The sequence below is a fragment of the Paenibacillus sp. MZ04-78.2 genome, assembly GCF_024213375.1.
Taxonomy (GTDB): Bacteria; Bacillota; Bacilli; order Paenibacillales; family NBRC-103111; genus Paenibacillus_G.
The window spans coordinates 66,872-90,364 of the sequence record NZ_JANAVJ010000001.1 but is presented as its reverse complement, the minus strand read 5'-3'; the positions used below and the strand labels follow the sequence as shown (position 1 = coordinate 90,364).

Sequence of the window (23,493 nt, the reverse complement as noted above, 5' to 3'; positions counted from 1 at the left end):
TAATGAAGTATGTATCGGCCAGAAACGAAGATGGTCCGGGCGAAATGCGGCCGGACCTTTTTTACGTTCTTTATTTATTGTCGGCCCATAGCCCCTTTTTCTTGCTGCGCGCCTCCCGCTCCAGCTTGACGAAGCTGTCCTGGAACATCACGTTAGGCGGTATGGTCATCGTATTGGCGTAGCCTTCGCGGACCAGCGTTTCGTTGAACATCGCGGGATCGCCTTGAACGAACACATAACGGAGCAGCCGCCCATACTTGTCTTTATCCCCTGCGTCCGCAAAGAGGTATGCCGTTTTGCCGGTCAGCTTCGACTTCGTGTATTGACTGTCTTCCTTCCCGTAGTATTCGACGGGACTGTTCGGCTTCACCGTTTCGGGCGTATTGACGCCGATTAAGCGGACTTTGTCACCCGACATCGTCTCGAACGTATCGCCATCGACGACGCGCTTGACCTCGATTACCCGGTCGGGATTGTTTGGCGAATGTTTAAATCCCCCTCCCAACCCTCATACTAAAACTGACAGCTATAGGTGGAGGGATCGGGAGATGACATTTCATAAAGACCGCCCATTGATCGTGCAAACCGATTTTTGCGTGCTGCTGGAAGTGCGGCACCCGGCTTTCGAAGAAGCGCGGGCCGGGCTCGCCAAGTTTGCGGATCTCGTCAAATCGCCGGAAAACATCCATACGTATCGCATGTCGTCGCTTTCCCTCTGGAATGCCTCGGCAGCCGGGCTGACGTCCGAGGAGATTATTGGCTTCCTGGATCGTCATGCGAAATTCGGCGTTCCGATGGCCGTTAAGCAAGATATCCGGCGCTTCGTCGAGCGGTACGGTCTTGTTCGGATGGAAAGACTGGGCGACGATCTGCTTCTCATCTCGGAAGACGTAGAAGCGATCAAGGAGATGGTTTCTTTCCGTTCCTTGCGGTCGTACGGGTTGTGTCAGGTTGATTCGCAGACGCTACGTTTTTCCGCCCGGTATCGGGGGCTTCTCAAGCAGGAGCTCGTTAAGCTTGGCTTTCCGGTTGAAGACCTGGCGGGCTATAGCCGGGGCGAATCGCTTCCTATCCGCCTCCGGACGGAGGAGGCTGGTGAGCAGGCGTTCGAACTGCGGGAATATCAGAGGTCGGCGGTCGATTCCTTTTATCGGGAGGGGAGCCTGCATGGCGGCAGCGGCGTGCTGGTCCTGCCTTGCGGCGCCGGGAAAACGGTGATCGGCATCGCCGCGATGGGAAAGCTGAACTGCGCGACGCTGATTTTGACGTCAAACAGCACTTCGGTACGGCAGTGGAAGCGGGAAATTTTGGAGAAAACGGACGTTACGGAAGACTTGGTCGGCGAGTACACGGGAATGCAAAAAGAAGTGCGCCCGATTACGGTGGCCACGTATCAGATCCTGACTTACCGCAAATCCAAAGATGATCCGTTCATCCATATGGACCTGTTCAACAAACGCGACTGGGGCTTGATCGTCTACGACGAGGTGCATCTGCTTCCGGCCCCGGTGTTCCGTGTTACAGCGGACATTCAGGCGACGCGCCGGCTTGGCCTGACGGCGACACTGATCCGGGAGGACGGCCGGGAAGAGGATGTGTTCTCGCTGGTCGGGCCCAAGCGCTACGAGATGCCGTGGAAGGAGCTGGAGACGCAAGGCTGGATTGCCTCGGTCGAGTGCGTCGAGCTCCGGGTTCCGATGGCGGAGAAAGAGAATGAAGCTTACCTCGCCGCGGCGCCAAGATACAAAATGCGGGAGGCCAGTGTCAACCCGGACAAGCTGAAGGTCGTCCGCGAGCTGCTGAGCAAGCATGACGGCGAGCAAATTTTAATTATCGGCCAATATTTGGAGCAGCTTCGCCAGCTTGCAGAAGCTACGAAGCTTCCTATGATAAGCGGTGAAATGCCTTATGAGGAGCGGGAAGCGTTGTATTCCGGCTTTCGCGGCGGGACGGTTCCGGCGCTGATCGTATCCAAAGTGGCCAACTTCGCGGTCGATCTGCCCGATGCGACAGTGGCGATCCAAATATCGGGCAGCTTCGGCTCGAGGCAGGAGGAGGCGCAGCGGCTCGGACGGATATTGCGGCCCAAGGCGGGCATGAACCGGGCGGTCTTCTATACGCTCGTCAGCGAGGATACGAAAGAGCAGGAGTTCGCGCTGAACCGGCAGCTGTTCTTGATCGAACAGGGCTACCGCTACCGGATCGAATGGGCGGATGGATCGAAGGAGGCGGTCTCGATATGAATTACGCGCAGTTGCTGCTGCGGATGCCCCGAGAGCTGAAGAGCCGGCTGGAAGCCGAAACGGTCTACGCGCCTTGGCTTGGTCAAGGAGCTTCGCTTTGTCAACTATGGACCGACCCCGTCGTGATGGAGACCGTTTGCAACCGGTTGAGCCGTTCCGAGCGTACGGTGCTTGAGGCGGTTGTGCGGCGAATCGGCTGTGAGCCGTTCGACGATGCGGAATTGGAGCGAGCGGCAGTCGGCCCCTTGTCCGGAGCTGAGGTAAAAATGGGCCTGGCCGGATTGCTTCGCAAGGGCATCGTTTTTTCATTTCTCAAAACATGGGGCGAGCCATTGTATTTCATGCCGGAGGACGGATTTTCCTGCTGGCAGTCGGTTTTATTTCCCGAAATGTCCTCCGGGCTTGGCGAGGCGCCGGGAAGCGCAGGGTTGAGCCAGGCACCGGCCCTGCCCGGTGAGCCGAATTTGGCGCGCGATTTGTTTTATACGATGGTGCTTGCCGCAGAACAGGGGCTTAAGCTGACCAAAAACGGAACTTTGCACAAAAAGCAGCTTCAGAAATTGTCCGAACGGGTGCGGCTCCGGGAAGAGGCTCTTGAGCCGCTTTCGCTGAAATATGCGTATGCCGATACGTATTCTCCGAAGATTGCGTTGGTGCTGGATATGCTTTTGCGGTTGCAGCTTGTCGTTCCGGAAGACGAAGAGCTTAAGCTGGGCGTCGAAGCAGTAGACGTTTTTCTGGACCAGCCGCTGGCCGCGCAGATGCGCCGTTTGTACGGGCTTTGGAAAACACTGGCGCTTCCTGCCGCGGCGTGGCTGCAGCACGCCGTGTGCCTTCTGGAGCGCGTAAACGACGGGACATGGATAACGGCGGAGCAATTGCTGGAACGGTTGGAGACGTTCAGTCTACTGCCTGAGTCGGTAAAGAGCGGGGAAAGAGCGGAGAGCACCCGGTATTTGCTCAGGTTGTGGCTGGAGCCGCTCGCTGCGCTGGGATTTCTGGAGCAAAGCTCCGATCTGATGGGGGGACCAGACGCCTACCGATGGACGTTTCCGCTCGTCTTGCGGGACGAGCAGGCCATGGAGGACGAAGCGGAAGACGGCGGATTTATGGTTCAGCCCGATTTTGAACTTCTGGTGCCCCCGGATGTCGCGGGCAAAGTGCGCTGGGAGCTTTGCTGCTTGGCCGATCTGGTGGCGCGGGATCAGGTAAGTGTCTATAAATTGTCGAAGGAAAGCGTCAAGCGGGCTCTGGAAAATGGCCGTACGGCTGCGGAAATATGCGATTTTCTGGAGTGTCATGCGATCTACGGCGTACCGGACCATGTTCGGTTAAGCATCGGGCAGTGGGCGAAGCCGTACGGCAAAACCGTCTTTACCCAAGCGCTGCTGCTTCGCTGTGCCGATGATGAAACCGCCCGAACAGTCGCCAAGCTGCCAGCCGCTTCCCCGTACGTGAAGGAAATGCTGAACGGGCGGGATTTTCTTATTGCGGCCGTAGACGCAAAGCCGCTTGCTGTTGCTTTGGAAAAAGCGGGCTTTATGCCCGGGCTGCCTGCTTTCCCGGCGGCTCAGGCGGAAACGGATGGGGAAAGGAACTCGAACCGTTACCCGAAGCTGTCTACCGAATGGACCGCATCCGTAAAGAAGTTGCTTACCGTCGAGCCGCTGGACAAAGGGCTTATTTACTCGAGAAATTCCGTCGGTTTCCTCAGACTGCAGACACGGTTGCCGGAAGCCTCCGACGTTTATCCTTCCTTGCAGGATATTCCTCAGATGTGGCTTCGAGATTACCGGAACTATCATGTATCGACCCGCAAAGAAATCGTCGAAAAGGCGATCGAGATGCGTTCGGTGCTGCAAATTCGCAAAAATGGCGCCGACTTTCGCATCGTTCCCCGCAAAGTGCAGGAAACGCGGGGAACCTGGTGCATGACCGGACTCGGTTTGTCCGGCGGCACGCAGGACGAAACGTCGGAGGTACGCTGGCTGGCGGAGGAGTGGCAGGAAATGCGGCTGATTCTTCCCGGGATAAACGATAAATATTAATTCAGCACGGCCGTCCTCATGTATGGTATGATAAACAGGTCTGACATGGTCTGACGAATCATACCCGAATGAAAGGACGGTGCTGCCGCATGGCGGTAACGGAGACGCATACGCTCGACATGTCTGCCATACTGCTTGGGTCATATGAGCTGGCTGACCGCATCAAGTTCTCCGCAGAAACGGCGGATTATTTATATTGGAAACAGCGCAAGGATGCCGACGAGGAAGTTCGGCAGTTGGTGAAGGAGTTTGCGAAAGTCAAGGAATTGTTCGAGGAGTGCGAACGCTTCGGGCATTTTCATCCGAATTACCATGAGGCGCTTGACCGGGTCAAGGCGGTTCAGGAACGGCTTGATGCCGTAGAATCCGTCCGGCGCTTCAAGGAAGCGGAGAAGCGGTTGGATAACTTGCTGCACGACGTGTCGGAGATCATCGCTCGTTCCGTATCGGATACGATCAAGGTGCCTTCGAACGATCCGCTTGCAGCCGGTACAGGCTGCTCCTCCGGAGGAAGCTGCAGCGGCAAGTGCGGTTAACAAGCGATAAAACGGGCCCGGGGATACCCCGGGCCCGTGCTTTAGACGCGATGAAGACGGAAGACCGGCCGGACGATGCCGACCTGATCGCCGCGGCGATTGTTCACCGCCGGACGGTGGAAGCTGGCAAGCTGCGCGGCCTCTTCGGCGTTAAGCAAACCGAGCTGGAGCAGCGTTTCGGCTGCGGCGGGATAGATTGCGCGTTCGGCGCCGTCTTCGATTTTGACCGCAATGCCGATGCCCTGCTCCGGCACGGTGGCCGCGTATAAGCCCTCGGCCCCCATTTTGCCGATGATGCGGCCTTGCGTCAGCTCGACGAGGCGAGTATCGAATCTTTCGCTGCCGGCTACATAGAACGGCGCTTGCCGAATCGCTCCGATGATCGTGCGGCAAGCCTCCGCCCGCTCCGGAGAAAGGCCCTCCGGCTGCCCGAGCCGCGCGTAAGCGAATGCGAGCGAGGCCAGCGGGACGGCGAATACGGGGACTCCGCAGCCGTCGGTTCCAAGTGTGATGCTTTCCGGCGGGACTCCGCACATATCGGCGACCGTCCGGAGCATTTTTTGCTGGACAGGATGCTCGGGTGCGATATACTGTTGTATAGGAACATTCATGAGCTTGGCAAGCGCCAGCATGCCGGCATGCTTGCCGGAGCAGTTGTTATGAAGCTGTCCGGGTTCGCGCCGCTCCCGCTTTATCGCATCGGCCGCGGGCTTATACATCGGCTCCTGCGGGCCGCAGCCTAGAGCGCTTTCATTCAGTCCCAGCTTTCGTAAAATCTCCAGAGCGGTTGCCGCATGCTCCGGTTCCCCTCCGTGCGAGGCGCAAAGCAGCGCCGTCTCCGATGACGTCAGCTCGAATCGTTCGCTTCCGCCAGCTTCCAGCAGCGGGATGGCTTGCAGCAGTTTGGCCGTCGAGCGGGCGAACGTGTAAAATTCCGGATTCCCGGCATACGCCAGCAGTTTCCGCTCATTATCCACCACGGCGATATGGCCACGGTGTATGCTTTCGGTCATCGATCCGCGGGAGATTTCGACTAACAATTCATTTTCCGGTGCAACCATCGTTCATCCATCCTTTCCTGATCCTATAGCAAACAGAAAGAAGGTCATTGTCCATGTTTACCGAGCGAAGCGGCATTATTGTCTGGGTAAGCGATTTGAAAGCGGCTGGCAAGCATTTGGAGAAATACGGAAATGTCCATTTTATTTCCAAGAGACTGCACTATGCCGCGATGTACGTTTATTCCAGCCGTCTGGACGAAACGGTGAAGCAGCTTCAAAAGCTGCCGTTTGTAAAAAAAGTGGAACGTTCGTATCGAAACGAGATCAAAACTGAGTATAACAGCAACGTTCCGGATAAGACAAGGTTCTATTCCCTGTAATCTCGGAGCGAATATACGACCATAACTTACGATAGGAAGGGAGCTTCTGTGCGCAGAAGCTCCTTTCTTTTTTTGGGCATGCGCCTCCTAGGCAAGCAGCAAGTTCCGGCTCCGGGTTTCTAAAGTTTTTTTAATTTGATTCTCGAGTTGGAATAAGGCAAAATAATAGGTGGCTTGATGTGTACATAGGGTAACGGAACTATTTTTGTAGGAAAGGGGTTGGGAAGTTGAACGGAGGGAAAGTCGAAGGCCGGGAACAAAAAAAAGTATCGCGTAACAGGCTGCTTAGAGGCAAACCGATTGCGGATATCGTCGTCACTCATCACGCTCGCAGTCGATGGGTCGATCGAGTGGAAACGGAGAAGACAGGCTTTCACGACATTACGGCTTTTTTATGGAGCAAGCTGAAGTCGAACTTGATCCTACCCTACTACAAAAACGAGCAGGATGTTTATCTGATCGATGAGGATTTGGTTATGGTCGCCGAATTTGTCAAGATGGACGCTTCGGAACCGGCGGTGGAAGCGGAGGCGTATAAAATGATCGTCGTCACGTTCCTCGGGAGGATGTCGGAGACGATGGAGCTGCGGGATTTGCGCTCCTATTATTCCTGGCTTCGCCATTCGCGGCGCATGACGCTGATCAAGAACAGCCGTAAACGAAGATAAGATACGTGGATAATTCGAGCATGCCGGAAATCCGGCATGCTTTTAGCGCTTTCCCGCCCACAAGAAAACCAACCGCTGATTCGCGGTCGCGCATCCTTGAATTAGCTTCGATGAAGGTTTTCTTATATAATGGGGCTACAACGCTTGCGGAGGAATCGTTATGGCGCTTAACTTTCACCAGCTTCATATTTTTCATACCGTTGCGGAGAAGGGGAGCTTCTCCTATGCCGCGCAGGCGCTGCATATGACACAGCCGGCGGTGACGATGCAGGTACAGTCGCTTGAGGACTATTTCGGGACGAAGCTGTTCGTGCGGTCGACCAAGCGGGTCGAGCTGACCGAAGCCGGCCGGACGCTGCTGCCGTTTGCGTCTCGCAGCATTGAGCTAATGAGGGAAACCGACATCCGGATGTCCAAATTCACGCATACGCTGGAAGGCCGGCTGCATCTGGGCGCGAGCTTAACGGTGGGGGAATATGTTTTGCCCCGGCTGCTCGGACCGTTCGGGCAAGAATACCCGAACATCTCCGTCAGCATGAAGGTCATCAATACGAAGCAAATTTTGGAGGAAGTGCTCCGTCATCAGTTGACCTTCGGCTTGGTGGAGGCCGAGGTGGATCATCCGGACGTGCATACGGAAGCTGTGTTGAATGACGAATTGAAGCTGATCGTGCCGAGGCGTCATCCGCTTGCCGAGCGTGAGCATATCGGGCTGGAGGAGCTTGAAAAGTATCCGTTTGTTTTGCGTGAGCAAGGGTCGGGAACGCGCAAGGTGATGGAGGAGGAGCTGGCCCGGGCCGGCTGCGATGTGTCCGCCTTGAAAATCGTGATGGAGCTCGGCAGCACAGGGGCGGTGAAATCAGCCGTAGAGGCCGGACTCGGCATCTCGATCGTATCGCAATCCTCCGTTAAGCATGAAGCCACGCTCGGCGTATTGCAGGTGAAGAACGTCGAAGGGGTTTCCTTCGCCCGCAGCTTTCATGCCATATATTTAAGCTCTACGCTGCTCCCCATCTCGGCCGTGACCTTCATGACCTTTTTGCGGGAGCGCGATTTAAGCCAGTGGTTATAACAGACTTGTATGAGAAAAAAAGGGAGGTCTGTGGTTCGATGGCATTTGCAGATTTACATACGCATACACTGGCCTCGGACGGTACGAGGCCGCCCGCCGACAATGTCCGGCTGGCCGCCGAGGCGGGGCTTGCAGCGGTAGCAATCACCGATCATGATACGGTGGGCGGACTCCGGGAGGCGATGGAAGCGGGCTTGAAGTACGGCATCGCCGTCGTGCCGGGCGTGGAGATCAGCACTGTCCATGCCGGACAGGACATTCATGTGCTCGGCTACTGGATCGACGAAACGGACCCTCGGTTTCTGTCGAGGCTTGCAGAGCTGAGAGAAGTGCGCAATCGGCGCAACGAAATGATCGTGAACAAGCTTCAAGAGCTGGGGCTGTCCGTCACGATGGACGACGTGCTCGAATCGCTGCGGACCTCGAAAAAAGCGGGCGACACCGTAGGCCGTCCGCATATCGCGGATGCTTTGGTGCGCAAAGGGTATGTAAGCTCGATGACCGAAGCGTTCGACCGATATTTAGCCAGAGGGTCGGCAGCCTATGTGAATCCGCCCCGCATCACGCCGCAGCAGGCGGTGGAGTGGATTCTGGAGGCCGGGGGAGCTCCGGTGCTGGCGCATCCGGGGTTGTACGGGGAGGACGAACTGATCCCGCTGCTTGCGGAAGTGGGACTCGTCGGTGTGGAAGCATTCCATTCCGATCATACGCCGGAGCAGGAAGCGCATTACGAAGCGTTGGCTGCCGAGTACGGTTTGTTGGTAACGGCGGGATCAGATTACCATGGCGAACGGGGCGGCGTCGTGTTCCATGCGCCGATTGGGGCGCGCCGCGTCGCTGCGGACGTTGTAGATCGGCTATTCGAACGAAGGGGGATGCGGTCATGACCGTACGCAAAGTACGCAAAGCGATTATTCCGGCTGCGGGCCTCGGTACCCGATTTTTGCCGGCCACCAAAGCGCAGCCGAAGGAGATGCTGCCGATCGTCGATAAGCCGGCGATTCAATATATCGTAGAGGAAGCCATTTCGTCGGGTATTGAAGATATCATGGTCATTACCGGGCGAAACAAGCGGGCCATCGAAGACCATTTCGACAAATCGGTGGAGCTTGAGACCATCCTCGAAGAAAAAGGAAATCAGGAGCTGCTCGGCATCGTCCGGTCCGTATCGAATCTGGCTGACGTTCATTACATTCGCCAGAAGCAGCCGCTTGGGCTCGGTCACGCGGTGCTCTGCGCCCGCAAATTTATTGGCAATGAGCCGTTTGCCGTGCTGCTTGGAGACGATATCATTCAATCGGAGCCGCCTTGCCTGAAGCAAATGATCGACCTGCATGGGGAGACGAACACGTCGGTGATCGCTTGCCAGGAGGTGCCCTGGGACGATGTGGACAAATACGGGATCATCTCGCCCTTGGCGGGGCAGCATTCGCATCGTTATATCGACGGCTTGATCGAGAAGCCGGAACGCGGGCAAGCCCCGTCCAACTGGGCGGTTATCGGGCGGTATATTCTGACTCCGGATATTTTCGATATACTCGAGCACAGCGAGCCTGGCCGCGGCGGCGAGATTCAATTGACCGACGCCCTGCAGGCGCTGAACCGGCAGCGGCAAATGGTGATGTTTCCAGTACCGGGCCGGCGCTTTGATGTTGGCGACAAGCTGGGTTACCTTGAAGCGACGATCGAGATGGCACTGGAGCGGGAAGATTTGCGCGGACCGTTCGAAAGTTATTTGCGCAAGCGGTTAGGCTTGTAGGAACCTCATCTTAACCTTTTAAACGACAGACCGTCCTTCTAGCGGAACCGTATCCGCCGAAGGGCGGTTTTTATTTTGGGAACTTCCGGTGTTGCCTTACATGAAAAAGCACCTGATTCGCAAGACTGCGGGATTCAGGTGCTTTTGCTCGCTGCACGGGCTTACTTTATGGCTACCGGCATCTGTTTGATATTCCCCTGATCGGGCGTGACGAACAGCGTTTTTTGATGGTCATAGATCACGAATCCCGGCTTGGCGCCGCCAGGCTTGCGCACGTGCCGGATGAGCGTATAGTCGACCGGCACTTGGCTCGATTCCTTGGCTTGACTGAACCAGGCGGCAAGCTGGGCCGCTTCATGCAACGTCGCATCGCCGTACTCGGCGCTGCGAATGACGACGTGAGAGCCCGGAATATCTTTCGTATGCAGCCACGTATCGCCGGGATGGGCAAGCCGGTTCGTTAAGTACTCGTTCTGCGTGTTGTTTTTGCCGACATAGATCGGGATGCCTTCGCTTGAAGTGTAGCAGGCCAGAGCCGGCTTTTGGTTCGGCTTTTTTTTACGGCCTTTTTTGCCGCGGTCCCGCACGTAGCCTTGCTCCGTCAGCTCCTCGCGGATTTCCTGGATATCGGCCAGTCCCGCGCTGGCAAGCTGCTGGAGCAAATTGTTCAAATAGCGGATTTCCTCGTGCGCCTCGGTCATCTGCTGCTGAACGGCGATCAGACTGTTTTTGCTTTTGGTATACTTTTTGAAATACCGCTGGGCGTTCTCGGACGGCGTCAGCAGCGGATCAAGCTCGATCGTGACGGGACGCTGCTCTTCATCGTAATAGTTCACTACCTCGATTTGCTTGTCGCCTTTACGGATTTGGTGCAGCGAAGCGGTGAGCAGCTCGCCAAGGATGCGGAAGCGGTCCGCTCCGCGGGCGTCCTCCATCGTCTCTTCCAGTTTTTCTAGCTTTTTGATGTTTTTGCTCCGTTCGTTGCTGAGCAGCCGGAACAGATCGGCTACGCGCTGCTTCACGGTATCCCGCTCCGCCTTGTCTCCGTAATACGTTTCGAGGCAGACGCTGATCGAAGCGAAGCGCTGCGTCTCGCCCTGCACGTGGCTCAACTCCGTAATGGAGAAGAACGTTTTGCCCGTCGACGCTTCTTCGACAATAACCGCCTCCGCCGCTCCGGCTTCCAGCTTTTTGGTGAGCTCCCGGAACGGAGCCCACAGCTTCGCGGGCATTTCGGACGGCAAAGGCTGGCCTCCGTTGGCGGCGCGGTACACCAGCTCGCGGGCGACGAGCGGGCTGAACCCGCTAAAGCGCCCGACAAGCGCCTGTTCCCAGAAGCGTGGGGAAGCGGGCTCATCGGCCGCCTCGGCCGCTTCGGTAAGGAGAGCGGTGAAACGCTCCTCGCTCATTCCCAACGGAAGCAGCTTGTGCTGCTCCGGCGGCGCTGTGTAGACGCTGCCCGGCATGACGATGCGGTAGCTGCTGATTGCCGGCGTGACGTGATGAATGCCGTCGGTAATGATCCCGGTCACCGGGTCCTTCAAAATAATATTGCTGTGGCGGCCCATAATCTCCACGACGATCGTTTTGAGACTGAGGTCTCCGAGCTCGTCGCGCTGCCGGATGTTCAGATGCAATATCCGCTCGAGACCAGGCTGCTCGATCGCTTCGATGATGCCTCCCTCGCAGTGCTTGCGCAGCAGCATGCAGAACATAGGCGCTTCCAGCGGATTCAGGAAGCTCTGCTCGGTGAGGTGCACCCGGGGGTAGGTGGGATTGGCGGACAGCAGCAGCTTCAGGTTGCGGCCGACCGCGCGGATTTGCAGGACGATATCGTTTTCCGATGGCATCTGCACTTTATTGATTCGGGCCCCGACGCAGCATTGCAGCTCGCGGGCCAGACTGTGAACGACGAGACCGTCGAAAGACATGTGGGACAACTCCATTCTTCATGCGCAAAAGCGATTTTTGAGTGCTACCCTCTATCATGCCATATTTTAAAGCAAATTTTAAGTCGTCGGGTCCGCATGCGTCTGCCGCTCCGATAGAAGGCGGCCCCGGCGTTCCTTTCCAGGTGCTAATTTCCAGCTTGTCTGAATACATTAACATAGACAACCTTTTGGGAGGGAAAAAGCAGATGAGTCAGAAGAAGTGGTATCAAATGTCGACGGAAGAAACCCTGCAGTCGTCCGGGACAGAGCCTTCAAAAGGGCTGACTATGGAGGAATCGGAAAAGCGTCTGGACGCATATGGCAAAAACGAGCTGGCGGAAGGACAAGGCGTGTCTCCCGTGACGCTGTTTTTGAACCAATTCAAAGACTTCATGGTGCTCGTGCTCGCCGGAGCGACGCTCGTCTCGGGTCTGCTGGGCGAATATTTGGACGCGGTCGCGATCATTGCGATTATTATCATGAACGGTATTCTCGGCTTCGTGCAGGAATTCCGGGCGGAACGATCGCTGCGGGCGCTGAAGGAGCTGTCGGCGCCGAACGCCAAGGTGCTGCGGGAGGGCCAAGTGGAGCTCATACCGGCACGATGGCTGGTTCCCGGGGATATCGTCGTGCTGGAAAGCGGCGACCGGGTGCCGGCGGACGTCAGGTTCATTGAGACGAACGGCCTTTATGCGGAAGAGTCCGCGCTGACCGGGGAATCCGTACCGGTCGCCAAACATACGGAGTCGCTGGAGGGAGAAGATATTCCTCTGGGGGACCAGCGCAATGTAGGCTTTATGGGGACGATGCTGACGCGGGGAACGGCCAAAGGAGTCGTGGTCCGTACCGGCATGGCGACGGAGATGGGCAAGATCGCCGACCTGATCCAAAACACCGATGCCACCGAGACGCCATTGCAGCACCGGCTTGAGCAGCTCGGCAAAATATTGATCGTCGTCGCGCTGGCGTTGACGGTGATGGTCGTGGTTGCGGGCATTCTGCACGGACAACAGCCGTACGGTATGTTCCTCGCCGGGGTGAGCCTGGCGGTCGCCGCGATTCCGGAAGGGCTGCCGGCGATCGTGACCATCGCTCTGGCGCTTGGGGTACAGCGCATGATTCAGCGCAAGGCGATCGTCCGCAAGCTGCCTTCCGTCGAGACGCTCGGCTGCGCTTCCGTTATCTGCTCGGACAAAACCGGCACACTGACACAAAATAAAATGGCCGTAACGCACTTATGGACGGGCGGCGACCTGCTTGAGGTGACAGGGAACGGCTACGACCCGCGCGGCGAAATTTTGAAGCAGGGGCAGCACGTCGATATGCGGAAAAACCAGATGCTGCGCCGGATGCTGCAGGTTTCCGTCCTCTGCAACAACGCGGAGCTGCGGGAGGAGCGGACGGAATCCAAGAAAAAGCAGCCGGACGACAAGACAGAGAGCGTGTGGAGCATCAATGGCGATCCGACGGAGGGAGCGCTTGTCGTGCTCGGGGCTAAAGCCGGCGTCACGCAGCAATCGCTCGGAGGCTTGTACCGGCGCGTCCTGGAGTTCCCGTTCGATTCGGAGCGCAAGCGGATGTCGGTCATCGTCGAGCATCAGGGCGGCCGGATGGTCTGCACGAAGGGAGCGCCCGACGTCTTGGTGCAGCAGTGCGCTTATGTGCTGTGGGACGACAAAGTCATCCCGTTCACTCCGACGCTCAAGCAGAAGGTGATGGCCGCGAACGAAGGGATGGCCAAGAACGCGCTCCGCGTGCTCGGTCTGGCTTACCGCGATTTGAAACCGACGGAACGGAGCGAGGAAGAGACGGCGGTGGAAAGCCAGCTTGTGTTCGTCGGTCTGACCGGGATGATCGACCCGCCGCGCAAAGAAGCGCGGGAAGCGATACTCAAATGCCGCAAGGCGGGCATCAGAACGGTCATGATTACCGGCGATCACCAGACGACGGCGGAGGCTATCGCCAGGCAGATCGGGATTTTGCCGCAGGACGGCCTTGCTCTGAACGGCCAACAGCTTAGCGCGATGAGCGATGACGACCTCGATAAGCGGGTCGGCGAGGTGTACGTCTATGCGCGCGTGTCCCCGGAGCATAAGCTGCGCATTGTCAAATCGCTGCAGCGCCAAGGCCACGTCGTGGCGATGACCGGCGACGGTGTGAACGACGCGCCGGCGATCAAGGCGGCGGATATCGGCATCGCGATGGGGATCAGCGGGACGGACGTATCGAAGGAAGCGTCCGCGCTCGTGCTCAGCGACGATAATTTTGCCACGATCGTCTCGGCCATCGAAGAAGGACGCGGGATTTACGAAAATATCCGCAAATTTATCCGCTACTTGCTCGCTTCGAATGTCGGCGAAATATTGACAATGTTTCTCGCCATGCTGGCCGGGCTGCCGCTGCCGCTCGTGCCAATACAGATTTTATGGGTCAATCTCGTGACGGACGGCCTGCCGGCCATGGCGCTCGGCGTAGATCAGGCGGAGAAGGATCTGATGCAGCAAAAGCCCCGCCTGGCCAAAGAAAATATTTTCGCTCGCCGTCTCGGGTGGAAAATTATTAGCCGCGGTGTTCTGATCGGACTGTGCACCCTGGCGGCGTTCTACATTACGCTCAAGCAGAGCGGGGATGGCCCAGGCGCGCTTGTCAAGGCGCAGACGGTCGCATTCGTCACGCTGGTGATGGCACAGCTCATCCACGTGTTCGACTGCCGCAGCTCGCGCTCGATTTTCCACCGGAACCCGCTTCAGAACAAGTGGTTAGTGATGGCGGTCGTCTCTTCGCTGCTGCTGATGCTGCCGGTACTTTATGTCGAGAAGCTTCAGCCGATTTTCAAGACGGTGCCGCTCGGTGTTGCGGATTGGATACTTGTGCTCGTATTTGCGGGTATTCCGACATTCCTGATGGGCATCGGAAGCCTGATGAGCAAGCCGCGGAAGCGCAAGCCCGCGTCTTTCGGAGGCGGCGGGACGAAGGCGATGAAGCCGGTCGCCCGATAAAGGGTACAGGAGCCGGACCCCTGCGAAAGCAGAGGGTTCGGCTATTTGCATTTTCGCCCAAATTCGGATAAAATTTTGCGGAGCCGCTATGCATAGCTGCGAATTTGCGATATAGTAGGGTGTAAAACGCTGAAATGGGAGCAATAACGATGAATTTCACGAAAATGCAAGGGTTAGGCAACGATTTTATTGTCTTGCATGGCCACAAGGAGCTGCCTGCGGACGTATCCGAGCAAGCAATCCGGCTGTGCGACCGCCATTTCGGCATCGGCGCGGACGGTCTTGTCTACCTGCTTCCTTCGGCAAAAGCGGATTATATGATGCGAATCATCAATTCCGACGGCTCGGAGGCGGAGCAATGCGGCAACGCCATCCGCTGTGCGGCCAAATATATTTACGATCACGAGCTTGTTCCCTGGGACAAAACCGAGCTGACGATCGAAACGATCGGAGCCGGGGCACAGGCAGTGCAGCTCGCGGTCAAGGAAGGGCGTGTCGCTGCGGTACGCGTCGATATGGGCGCGCCGGTATTGAACGGGCTCGAAATTCCTACGACGATCGACGAGCCGCAGGTCATCGGGTATCCGGTCATCGTCGACGGACGCGAATTCCGCTTCACCGCCGTGTCGATGGGCAACCCTCACTGCGTCATTTTTGTCGAGGATGCAGTCGGAGTGGATTTGTACGCTTGGGGCCCGAAGCTCGAAACGCATGCGCTGTTTCCACGTAAAATGAATGTAGAGTTTGCGACGGTCCAGAGGCGCGATTATGCCGATATGCGGGTATGGGAACGCGGCGCAGGCCCGACGCTCGCCTGCGGAACGGGCGCCTGCGCCACGCTGGTGGCCGGGGTGCTCACCGGACAAATGGACCGGGAAGCGGTCATTTCCTTAAAAGGCGGCGAGCTTCGGATCGAATGGAATGAATCAGATAATCGTGTTTACATGACGGGACCGGCGGAAATCGTGTTTAAAGGAACGCTGTAAGGTCCATCATGGAGAGAAGGGAGATGCCGTTAGTGAAACCGGATTTGCGAGAAGCGCTCAGACGTCAGGTGCTGGTAGGGGACGGGGCTATGGGGACGTACCTGTACCAGATGGGTTTTCCTGTCGGCATTTCTTATGAAGAATTAAATTTGTTGAAACCCGATGTCATTATGGACGTACATCGTCGCTATTACGAAGCGGGAGCGCGCTTAATCGAAACCAATACGTTTTCGGCGAACCGCGAAAAGCTGTCCAAATACGGGCTGGAGCAGGAAATGGAGGCAATCAACCGCGCCGGCGTCGAGCTGGCCAGAAAAGCGGTTGGGGACGATGCCTATATCGTCGGCGCCATCGGCTCGATCCGGGCGGGCAAACGCAAAAATGTCCGCACCGCCAAGATCAAGGAAGATTTCCGCGACCAAATCGAGGTGCTTGTCGATACGCCGGTGGATGGGCTGCTGCTCGAGTCGTTCTACGATCTGGAGGAAATGTTGATCGCGCTGAAGCTGATCCGCAAGGTCAGCGAACTCCCGGTCATTTGCCAGTTTGCCACCGAAGGCACAGGCTCGACACATGACGGCATCCTGCTGACGGAAGCGATCCGCATGCTGACGGCGGCCGGAGCGGACGTTGTCGGCTTTAACTGCCAGAGCGGTCCGAACGGGCTGATGCGTTCGCTCCAGCGGGTCGCCGGCATGGAGGGTGCGCCGCCGATTTCGGTATTCCCGAACGCGGGGATCGCCGACTACGTGGACGGACGATACACTTACGCGGCGACTCCGCAATATTTTGGACAAACCGCCCGGAAATTCGTCGACCTGGGGGCGCGGATCGTCGGCGGCTGCTGCGGCACAACGCCTGAGCATATCGCCGCCATGGCGCAATCGCTTCAGAACTATACGCCCGATCCGGATGCTTTGCGCCTGCTGCAGGAAGTCGGAGGCGGAAGCAAGACCGACCGCAATGTGCCGCTCCTGCAGCCCGTACCGTCGCCTCCCGCTCCGGAGCCGAATCTTGTCGAGCTAGCGAAGGAGCGCTATACCGTCATCGTGGAGCTTGACCCGCCGCGCGATCTGGACATCGAGAAATTCATGCAGGGAGCGCAGGCGCTCAAAAATGCCGGGGTCGACGCGCTGACGATGGCGGACAATTCGCTCGCCGTCACACGGATGAGCAATTTGGCGCTCGGCAGTCTGGTGAAAGAGAGAATCGGCATAAAGCCGCTTATTCACATCGCCTGCCGGGACCGCAACATGATCGGCACCCAATCGCATATGATGGGGCTGCATGCGCTCGGCATCGACCATGTGCTGGCCGTGACGGGTGATCCGGCCAAGTTCGGCGATTTGCCGGGTTCGAGCTCCGTATACGATCTGACGTCGTTCGAGATCATCCGGATGATCAAGCAGTTGAACGAGGGGATCGCTTTTTCCGGCAAGTCGCTTAAGAAGAAAGCGAATTTCGTCGTCGGCGCCGCCTTTAATCCCAACGTCAAGCACTTGGATAAAGCGGTGCAGCGGCTTGAGCGCAAAATCGAGTCCGGCGCGGATTATATTATGACCCAGCCGGTCTATAATGCGGAACTGATCGAGAAGATGTACGAGGCGACAAAGCATCTGGACGTTCCGATCTTCATCGGCATTATGCCGCTCGCCAGCGGGGGCAACGCCGAATACCTGCATAACGAGGTTCCGGGCATTCAGTTATCGGACGAAGTCCGGCAGCGGATGAACGGGCTCAAGGGTGAGGAAGGACGGGCCATGGGCGTGCAGATCGGCAAGGAACTTCTCGATGCGGCAATGGGTTATTTTAAAGGAATTTACTTGATGACGCCGTTCCTTGCCTACGAGATGACCGTACAGCTGACGGAGTACGTTTGGGAGAAAGCGCAGCGGCTTGATTCCCACTTGTACCCACTATCAAAATGAATTAGAATAGGATAATGGATGTGAAGGCCATGGTCATCAGTATGACCGGCTTCGGACAAGCCGCACGTACGACGGACGGCTTCCGGATCCAGATTGACCTGAAATCGGTCAATCACCGTTACTGCGAGATCGTGGTACGGATGCCCCGGGAATTTGCCCGTTACGAGAACGCGGTTAAAGCCGCCGTTCAGCAGTATGTAAGGCGCGGGCGTGTCGACGCGTTCGTTACGATGGAACGCGACCGCGACGTACCGCAAGCCGTCGAGATCGATTGGAGCTTGGCGATGGGCTACGTCCAGGCGGCCGAACAGCTGCGGGAGCGGTTATCCCTCAAGGACGAGCTGCGCCTGCGCGACTTGCTTGCCATTCCCGGCCTGGTTGAGATCGGGCAGAATCAGGAGATGGCCGAGGAGCGGATGGAAGCTGAGCTCATTGCCTGCGCAGCAGAAGCGGCCAGGGAGCTTTCGGACATGCGCGAGAAGGAAGGCGCCTTTCTTCAGAGCGATCTGATGCAGCGTATCGGGACGATGGAGCATTATTGCAGCACAGCCTCGGGGATCGCTCCTCAAGTGGTCCAAGACTATGCCGGCAAGCTCCGCGCCCGGATCGAAGAGCTTTTGCAGCAAGCGCCTCCGGACGAGCAGCGGCTTGCGATGGAGATCGCCGTCTTCGCTGATCGCGCCAGCATCGCCGAAGAGCTGACCCGTCTGCAAAGCCACTGCAAGCAGTTCCGGGAACTGCTGAAATCTTCTGAGCCGGTGGGCCGCAAGCTCGATTTTCTCGTTCAGGAGATGAACCGGGAAGCGAATACGATCGGTTCCAAAGCGAATCACGCCCAACTGGCCGCCGTGGTGGTCGACATGAAAGCGGAGCTCGAAAAAATGCGGGAGCAGATTCAAAATATCGAGTAATTTTAAAAGAAAGTTCCAGGGGGAACCTATATCATGGCGATCAAACTAATCAACATCGGTTTCGGGAATATCGTATCTGCAAATCGAATCATTTCCATTGTCAGCCCGGAATCGGCACCGATCAAACGGATCATCCAAGAAGCGCGCGACCGCCATATGCTGATCGATGCGACTTACGGTCGCCGCACCCGCGCCGTCATTATCACGGACAGCGATCATGTCATTTTGTCCGCGGTACAGCCGGAAACGGTGGCGCATCGACTTTCCAATAAGGACGATGATCATGACGAGTAATGTAGGATATGCCCCTGCGGATAAAGGAATCTTAATCGTGCTTTCCGGTCCTTCCGGCGTCGGCAAGGGTACCGTCTGTAAAGCGCTGCGGAGCTGCGCGCCGGATATCGTGTATTCGGTCTCTGCGACAACGCGGGCTCCGCGGCAGGGCGAAACGGATGGGGTTAATTATTTTTTTAAGACCAGGGAACAATTCCAGCAGATGATCGCGCAGGACCAGATGCTGGAATGGGCGGAATACGTAGGCAACTATTACGGAACGCCGCGCAAGTTTGTAGAAGATACGCTAAACACAGGCAGAGACATTATTTTGGAAATCGAAGTGCAGGGTGCGCTAAAGGTGAAGCAGAAGTTCCCGGAAGGGGTATTCATTTTTCTGCTGCCTCCGTCGCTGCCGGAGCTTGAAAGTCGTATCGTCGGACGCGGCACGGAATCCGAGGATACGATTCGCAGCCGCATGTCGGTAGCGGTCGACGAGATCGCGATGATGGAGCAGTACGATTATGCAATCGTCAATGATCACGTAGACCTCGCCTGTTCCCGCATCCGCAGCATTTTGACGGCGGAGCACTGCCGCAAAGACCGGATGGTTTCCAAAATTAAACATTGGATGGCTGAGGTGAAAAAATAACATGTTGTATCCTTCAATCGACAAACTTTTGGACAAGGTAGACAGCAAGTATTCGCTCGTAGTAGCGGCCTCTAAACGGGCGCGCATGCTGCGTGACGGTTCCAAAACCGAAATGAAACAGAAGAAGTCGCATAAATATGTAGGTCTGGCTTTGGAAGAAATCTACGAAGACTATATTTCCTACGAGAAATTGCAAAACAAAGAATCCTTAAAGTAAACAACAACCCTCGTGGTTGTTATTTTTTTCGCAAGGATACGATTCATTGCCTGTAATGGAAGGGAGCGAAGCCCCATGTTGAACGGAAAAACGGTCTTGCTCGGGGTCAGCGGCGGCATTGCCGCTTACAAAGCGGCGGCGGTGTGCAGCAAGCTTGCGCAGGCGGGAGCCGACGTGCGGGTGATCATGACGGAATCGGCGACCCAATTTGTGGCGCCGCTAACGTTCCAAACGTTGTCGAGACACGACGTCATCGTCGATACGTTTGACGAAAAGGACGCTTCTGTCGTATCGCACATCGATCTGGCCGACAGGGCGGACGTCGTCGTGATCGCCCCGGCCACCGCCAATGTCATCGGCAAAATTGCGCTGGGCCTTGCCGACGATATGCTCAGCACGACGCTATTGGCCACCACGGCGCCGATTCTCGTAGCTCCCGCCATGAATGTACATATGTACGCGCACCCTGCGGTGCAGGCGAATATGCAGAAGCTTGCGGAACGCGGCGTCCGGTTCATTGAGCCGGGTACGGGTCAACTGGCTTGCGGCTACGTGGGCAAGGGCCGCTTGGCGGAGCCGGAAGAGATCGTGGCTGCGATCGAACTCTTTTTCCAAGAGAAGCGGCTGCTTGAAGGCAAGCATGTTCTGATTACGGCTGGCGCGACGATGGAACGGATCGATCCGGTCCGGTACTTGACCAATGATTCTTCGGGCAAAATGGGGTATGCGATCGCTGAGGAAGCGCAGCGGATGGGGGCGAACGTGACGCTCGTCACGGGCAAGGTTTCAATTGCTGCGCCCGCCGGCGTGACCGTGGTTAAAGTCGAATCCGCACTGGATATGATGGAAGCGGTCCTTTCCCGGCTGCCCGAGCAGGATGTAATTATCAAGGCGGCGGCTGTGGCCGATTACCGGCCCGTTGAGCAGGCGGAGCACAAAATCAAGAAAAACGAAGACGAAATGACGTTGCGGCTGGTGAAAAATCCGGATATCGCGCAGGCGGTCGGCGAACGGAAGAAGCCGTCGCAGCTTCTCGTCGGTTTTGCGGCCGAAACGCAGCATTTGGAGACGTTTGCACAGGAAAAGCTGAAGAAGAAGCGCTGCGATCTGCTGGTAGCCAACGACGTGACGATGGAAGGGGCAGGCTTCGGCACGGATACGAATGTCGTACGGATTTATGATTCTGCGGGGCTGCTTGAAGCGCTGCCTCTGATGTCGAAAGGACAAGTGGCGTCCAGATTGCTCACGCTCGTTGCGGATCGTCTCGGAAAGGGGAGATGACCGACGAATGTACGCCAAAGTCATTGTGGATGTCCCGGCCCGGCCTACGAACCGGGCATTTGACTATATAGTACCGGAAACGATGTGTGACTACATCGCCGTGGGGAGCCGCGTAGGCGTTCCCTTCGGTCCGCGCATTGTACAAGGGTTTGTCGTGGAGCTTCACGACGGAACGGACCTCGACCCGGAGAAGCTGAAGCCGATCCGCCAACCGCTGGACGTCACTCCTCCGCTAACCCCTGAACTGGTGAAGCTGGGCCGCTGGATCAGCCGCACGTACCTTTGCCACGAAATGATTGCGCTGCAAGCGATGATCCCCGGCGCGCTGAAGGCCAAATACGAACGGCATGTGAGGGTGGCCGACGACCACGAGACCAAAGAAAAGCAGCCGGAGCTGCTGTCTCTGCTCCTCCCCGAGCAGGAAGAAATTCTCGCCTATGTCCGCAAGCGCGAATCGGTCGAGCTGGAATCGCTGCTGCAAACCTTCCCGGAAAAAGGCGCACTGATCAAGCAGCTGATGGAAGACGGTCAGCTGACGGAAGTTCAAATGGTCAAAGACCGGATGTCCGCGAAAAAAGCGCTTTATGTGTTTCCGCCGAACGATCCCGACCAGCTGGAAGCGTGGCAAGCCGAGCTGCCAGCCCGTGCGGCCAAGCAAAAGCAGGTGCTCGCTTTTCTGCAGGAGTATCCTGAGCCGATCAAGCTAACGGAGCTGCTGACGAAGCTGCAAATTACCGCCGCGGCGGTAAAGGGGCTCGCCGAACGAGGCTGGCTTCGGCTGGAGGAAACCGAAGTGCAGCGCGATCCTTATGCGTCGCGCACCTTCAAGCCGACCTCGCCGCTTCCGTTGACGCCAGAGCAGCAAGCGGTGTTCGAACGGATCAGAGAAGCGGTGCAAGGACGGACGCCGCGCGTCTTTTTGCTGCACGGGGTGACCGGCAGCGGCAAGACAGAGGTGTATCTCCAGTCGATCCAATCTTGCTTGGATCAAGGCCGCGAAGCGATCGTGCTTGTCCCGGAAATTTCGCTTACGCCTCAGATGGTCGAGCGGTTCAAAGGAAGGTTCGGCAACCGGGTCGCCGTGCTGCACAGCCGTCTCTCCAACGGCGAACGCTATGACGAATGGCGCAAAATCGTGCGCCGGGAAGTCAGTGTTGTGATTGGCGCGCGCTCAGCAATTTTCGCACCTTTTACGAATATCGGACTCATGATTATCGACGAAGAACACGAATCGTCCTATAAGCAAGAAGAAAGTCCGAAATATCATGCCCGCGACGTGGCGATCGCCCGGGCGGGCGAACTCGGGGCTTCGGTCGTGCTGGGCTCCGCTACCCCATCGCTGGAAAGCATGTACCGGACCTCCGTTGAAGCCGCCGCATCGGCAACCCCCGACCGGCCGGCATTTGAATTGCTTTCGATGCCTTCGCGCGTCGAGGGAAGGCCGCTGCCGCCGGTAAACATCATCGATATGCGTGAGGAACTAAAAAGCGGCAACCGGTCGATGTTCAGCCGCGCCTTGTATAAAGCGATCGAAGATCGGTTACACAAGAAGGAACAGGTCGTCCTGCTGCTGAACCGGCGCGGGTACGCCACGTTCGTCATGTGCCGCACCTGCGGCTATGTTGCGGATTGTCCGCATTGCGATATCTCGCTGACCTATCATCAAAGCTCCAAGGCGATCCGCTGTCATTACTGCGGCTACGCGGAGCGCGAATTGGCCGTCTGCCCGGACTGCGGCAGCGAGCATATCCGTCATTTCGGCACGGGAACGCAGCGGGTCGAGGAGGAGCTTGGCAAGCTGTTTCCCGGCATTCGCGTCATTCGCATGGATGTGGACACGACAACGGAAAAGGGCTCGCATGAAAAATGGCTCGGAATGTTCCGGAATCGTCAGGCCGACGTGCTGCTCGGTACGCAGATGGTCGCCAAGGGGCTTGATTTCCCCTATGTGACGCTTGTCGGCGCGCTCGCGGCTGACTCCGTTCTGAACCTGCCCGATTTTCGCGCGGCCGAACGGTCATTCCAACTGCTGACGCAGGTGGCGGGACGCGCCGGACGGCACGAGCTGCCCGGCGAGGTGTTCGTGCAAACGTACACGCCGGAGCATTACAGCATTATGAGCGCGAGCAAGCATGATTATATAGGCTTTATGCGCAAGGAGATGCTGATACGCAAGCTGCATAATTACCCGCCGTTTCACCGGCTCGTCTTGATTACGCTGTCGCACGAGCAGGTGCAGCTGTTGCTTCGCGCAGGCGAAATACTGGCTTCCCGTCTGAAGGAGCTGGCACAAACGATGCAAGCGGACGGAACCGAGCTGGAGGTGCTGGGGCCCGTCGCTTCGCCGATTTCAAGGATTAAAGATAGATATCGCTTTCAATGCATGATAAAATATCGGGGGGAGACGGACATTTCTGCCTTGGTCCAGAAAGCGGCCGCCGTGCTTGACGATACCGTGAAGCAGCACAAGCTGACGGTGGCGATTGATGTCGATCCCCAAGTGTTAATGTAACGAAACTGTCAACCGGTCCATGCGGCCGGAATATACATAATGTGTCAGTCGGCTGCAGAAAAGCCGGTTTATTCTCTTGAAGTGAAAAGGAAGGTG

At 57.1% G+C, this 23,493-nt stretch carries 20 protein-coding genes; 17 read left to right on the top strand and 3 right to left on the bottom strand.

Annotation, left to right across the window (positions count from 1 at the left end; all coding sequences use genetic code 11):
* Window positions 1–70: 70 nt before the first annotated feature.
* Window positions 71–505 carry a thermonuclease family protein gene (locus NLX71_RS00455; protein WP_254361543.1) on the bottom strand — a complete coding sequence of 145 codons (435 nt, stop codon included), beginning with the start codon at window positions 503–505 and terminating at the stop codon, window positions 71–73.
* Window positions 506–548: 43 nt separating this feature from the next.
* Here NLX71_RS00455 and NLX71_RS00450 point away from each other — a divergent pair, with 43 nt between their 5' ends.
* From NLX71_RS00450 to NLX71_RS00440, 3 genes are all read left to right on the top strand, one after another.
* On the top strand, window positions 549–2,243 hold the full coding sequence (locus NLX71_RS00450) for a DNA repair helicase XPB (protein ID WP_254361542.1): 1,695 nt from the start codon (window positions 549–551) through the stop codon (window positions 2,241–2,243).
* Entirely contained in the window at window positions 2,240–4,291 is a 2,052-nt protein-coding gene (locus tag NLX71_RS00445) for a helicase-associated domain-containing protein (RefSeq protein WP_254361541.1), read from the top strand. The genes NLX71_RS00450 and NLX71_RS00445 overlap by 4 nt, the downstream gene beginning before the upstream one ends.
* An 89-nt stretch (window positions 4,292–4,380) precedes the next feature.
* The gene (locus tag NLX71_RS00440; RefSeq protein ID WP_254361540.1) at window positions 4,381–4,827 is read left to right on the top strand and encodes a YlbF/YmcA family competence regulator; all 447 of its coding nucleotides are present in this window, start codon (window positions 4,381–4,383) and stop codon (window positions 4,825–4,827) included.
* Window positions 4,828–4,868: 41 nt separating this feature from the next.
* Here the strand turns inward: NLX71_RS00440 and NLX71_RS00435 are convergent, their stop codons facing one another.
* A complete protein-coding gene (locus tag NLX71_RS00435; RefSeq protein WP_254361539.1) occupies window positions 4,869–5,888 on the bottom strand; it encodes an asparaginase in 1,020 nt (339 codons plus the stop codon).
* A gap of 53 nt (window positions 5,889–5,941) precedes the next feature.
* Between NLX71_RS00435 and NLX71_RS00430 the strand changes: the two genes are divergently transcribed.
* From NLX71_RS00430 to galU, 5 genes are all read left to right on the top strand, one after another.
* The gene (locus tag NLX71_RS00430; RefSeq protein ID WP_254361538.1) at window positions 5,942–6,208 is read left to right on the top strand and encodes a YlbG family protein; all 267 of its coding nucleotides are present in this window, start codon (window positions 5,942–5,944) and stop codon (window positions 6,206–6,208) included.
* Between the two features lie 227 nt (window positions 6,209–6,435).
* A complete protein-coding gene (locus NLX71_RS00425) occupies window positions 6,436–6,876 on the top strand; it encodes a hypothetical protein (RefSeq protein ID WP_254361537.1) in 441 nt (146 codons plus the stop codon).
* Between the two features lie 160 nt (window positions 6,877–7,036).
* Window positions 7,037–7,948: a selenium metabolism-associated LysR family transcriptional regulator gene (locus tag NLX71_RS00420; protein ID WP_254361536.1), complete on the top strand. Its 912-nt coding sequence runs from the start codon at window positions 7,037–7,039 to the stop codon at window positions 7,946–7,948.
* A gap of 38 nt (window positions 7,949–7,986) precedes the next feature.
* Window positions 7,987–8,835, top strand: a complete 849-nt coding sequence (locus NLX71_RS00415; protein ID WP_254361535.1) for a PHP domain-containing protein — start codon at window positions 7,987–7,989, stop codon at window positions 8,833–8,835.
* Window positions 8,832–9,707 (top strand): UTP--glucose-1-phosphate uridylyltransferase GalU, encoded by an 876-nt coding sequence (gene galU, locus NLX71_RS00410; RefSeq protein ID WP_254361534.1) that lies wholly within the window; start codon window positions 8,832–8,834, stop codon window positions 9,705–9,707. The genes NLX71_RS00415 and galU overlap by 4 nt, the downstream gene beginning before the upstream one ends.
* 161 nt (window positions 9,708–9,868) lie before the next feature.
* Here galU and NLX71_RS00405 read toward each other — a convergent pair whose 3' ends face one another.
* Entirely contained in the window at window positions 9,869–11,638 is a 1,770-nt protein-coding gene (locus tag NLX71_RS00405; protein WP_254361533.1) for an Rqc2 family fibronectin-binding protein, read from the bottom strand.
* Between the two features lie 206 nt (window positions 11,639–11,844).
* On the opposite strand from NLX71_RS00405, the gene NLX71_RS00400 reads away from it, so the two are divergent.
* From NLX71_RS00400 to priA, 9 genes are all read left to right on the top strand, one after another.
* Entirely contained in the window at window positions 11,845–14,637 is a 2,793-nt protein-coding gene (locus NLX71_RS00400) for a calcium-translocating P-type ATPase, SERCA-type (RefSeq protein WP_254361532.1), read from the top strand.
* A 149-nt stretch (window positions 14,638–14,786) separates the two neighbouring features.
* Entirely contained in the window at window positions 14,787–15,623 is an 837-nt protein-coding gene (gene dapF, locus NLX71_RS00395; RefSeq protein WP_254361531.1) for a diaminopimelate epimerase, read from the top strand.
* Window positions 15,624–15,655: 32 nt separating this feature from the next.
* On the top strand, window positions 15,656–17,551 hold the full coding sequence (locus NLX71_RS00390; RefSeq protein ID WP_254361747.1) for a bifunctional homocysteine S-methyltransferase/methylenetetrahydrofolate reductase: 1,896 nt from the start codon (window positions 15,656–15,658) through the stop codon (window positions 17,549–17,551).
* Between the two features lie 29 nt (window positions 17,552–17,580).
* Window positions 17,581–18,462: a YicC/YloC family endoribonuclease gene (locus tag NLX71_RS00385; RefSeq protein WP_254361530.1), complete on the top strand. Its 882-nt coding sequence runs from the start codon at window positions 17,581–17,583 to the stop codon at window positions 18,460–18,462.
* A gap of 33 nt (window positions 18,463–18,495) precedes the next feature.
* On the top strand, window positions 18,496–18,756 hold the full coding sequence (gene remA, locus NLX71_RS00380; protein ID WP_009672664.1) for an extracellular matrix/biofilm regulator RemA: 261 nt from the start codon (window positions 18,496–18,498) through the stop codon (window positions 18,754–18,756).
* On the top strand, window positions 18,746–19,387 hold the full coding sequence (gene gmk, locus NLX71_RS00375) for a guanylate kinase (protein ID WP_254361529.1): 642 nt from the start codon (window positions 18,746–18,748) through the stop codon (window positions 19,385–19,387). Before remA ends, gmk begins: the two co-directional genes overlap by 11 nt.
* A gap of 1 nt (window position 19,388) precedes the next feature.
* Window positions 19,389–19,604 (top strand): DNA-directed RNA polymerase subunit omega, encoded by a 216-nt coding sequence (rpoZ, locus tag NLX71_RS00370; RefSeq protein ID WP_254361528.1) that lies wholly within the window; start codon window positions 19,389–19,391, stop codon window positions 19,602–19,604.
* 75 nt (window positions 19,605–19,679) lie between these two features.
* On the top strand, window positions 19,680–20,885 hold the full coding sequence (coaBC, locus tag NLX71_RS00365) for a bifunctional phosphopantothenoylcysteine decarboxylase/phosphopantothenate--cysteine ligase CoaBC (protein WP_254361527.1): 1,206 nt from the start codon (window positions 19,680–19,682) through the stop codon (window positions 20,883–20,885).
* Between the two features lie 7 nt (window positions 20,886–20,892).
* A complete protein-coding gene (priA, locus tag NLX71_RS00360) occupies window positions 20,893–23,397 on the top strand; it encodes a primosomal protein N' (protein ID WP_254361526.1) in 2,505 nt (834 codons plus the stop codon).
* The last annotated feature ends 96 nt before the right edge of the window (window positions 23,398–23,493 follow it).

Coding starts and splice junctions, on each gene's coding strand:
- NLX71_RS00450 (WP_254361542.1), top strand. CDS start 549: ATGACATTTCATAAAGACCGCCCATTGATCGTGCAAACCGATTTTTGC.
- NLX71_RS00420 (WP_254361536.1), top strand. CDS start 7,037: ATGGCGCTTAACTTTCACCAGCTTCATATTTTTCATACCGTTGCGGAG.
- NLX71_RS00440 (WP_254361540.1), top strand. CDS start 4,381: ATGGCGGTAACGGAGACGCATACGCTCGACATGTCTGCCATACTGCTT.
- remA (WP_009672664.1), top strand. CDS start 18,496: ATGGCGATCAAACTAATCAACATCGGTTTCGGGAATATCGTATCTGCA.
- dapF (WP_254361531.1), top strand. CDS start 14,787: ATGAATTTCACGAAAATGCAAGGGTTAGGCAACGATTTTATTGTCTTG.
- rpoZ (WP_254361528.1), top strand. CDS start 19,389: ATGTTGTATCCTTCAATCGACAAACTTTTGGACAAGGTAGACAGCAAG.
- NLX71_RS00445 (WP_254361541.1), top strand. CDS start 2,240: ATGAATTACGCGCAGTTGCTGCTGCGGATGCCCCGAGAGCTGAAGAGC.
- NLX71_RS00400 (WP_254361532.1), top strand. CDS start 11,845: ATGAGTCAGAAGAAGTGGTATCAAATGTCGACGGAAGAAACCCTGCAG.
- gmk (WP_254361529.1), top strand. CDS start 18,746: ATGACGAGTAATGTAGGATATGCCCCTGCGGATAAAGGAATCTTAATC.
- NLX71_RS00385 (WP_254361530.1), top strand. CDS start 17,581: ATGGTCATCAGTATGACCGGCTTCGGACAAGCCGCACGTACGACGGAC.
- coaBC (WP_254361527.1), top strand. CDS start 19,680: ATGTTGAACGGAAAAACGGTCTTGCTCGGGGTCAGCGGCGGCATTGCC.
- NLX71_RS00430 (WP_254361538.1), top strand. CDS start 5,942: ATGTTTACCGAGCGAAGCGGCATTATTGTCTGGGTAAGCGATTTGAAA.
- NLX71_RS00415 (WP_254361535.1), top strand. CDS start 7,987: ATGGCATTTGCAGATTTACATACGCATACACTGGCCTCGGACGGTACG.
- priA (WP_254361526.1), top strand. CDS start 20,893: ATGTACGCCAAAGTCATTGTGGATGTCCCGGCCCGGCCTACGAACCGG.
- galU (WP_254361534.1), top strand. CDS start 8,832: ATGACCGTACGCAAAGTACGCAAAGCGATTATTCCGGCTGCGGGCCTC.
- NLX71_RS00405 (WP_254361533.1), bottom strand. CDS start 11,638: ATGTCTTTCGACGGTCTCGTCGTTCACAGTCTGGCCCGCGAGCTGCAA.
- NLX71_RS00435 (WP_254361539.1), bottom strand. CDS start 5,888: ATGGTTGCACCGGAAAATGAATTGTTAGTCGAAATCTCCCGCGGATCG.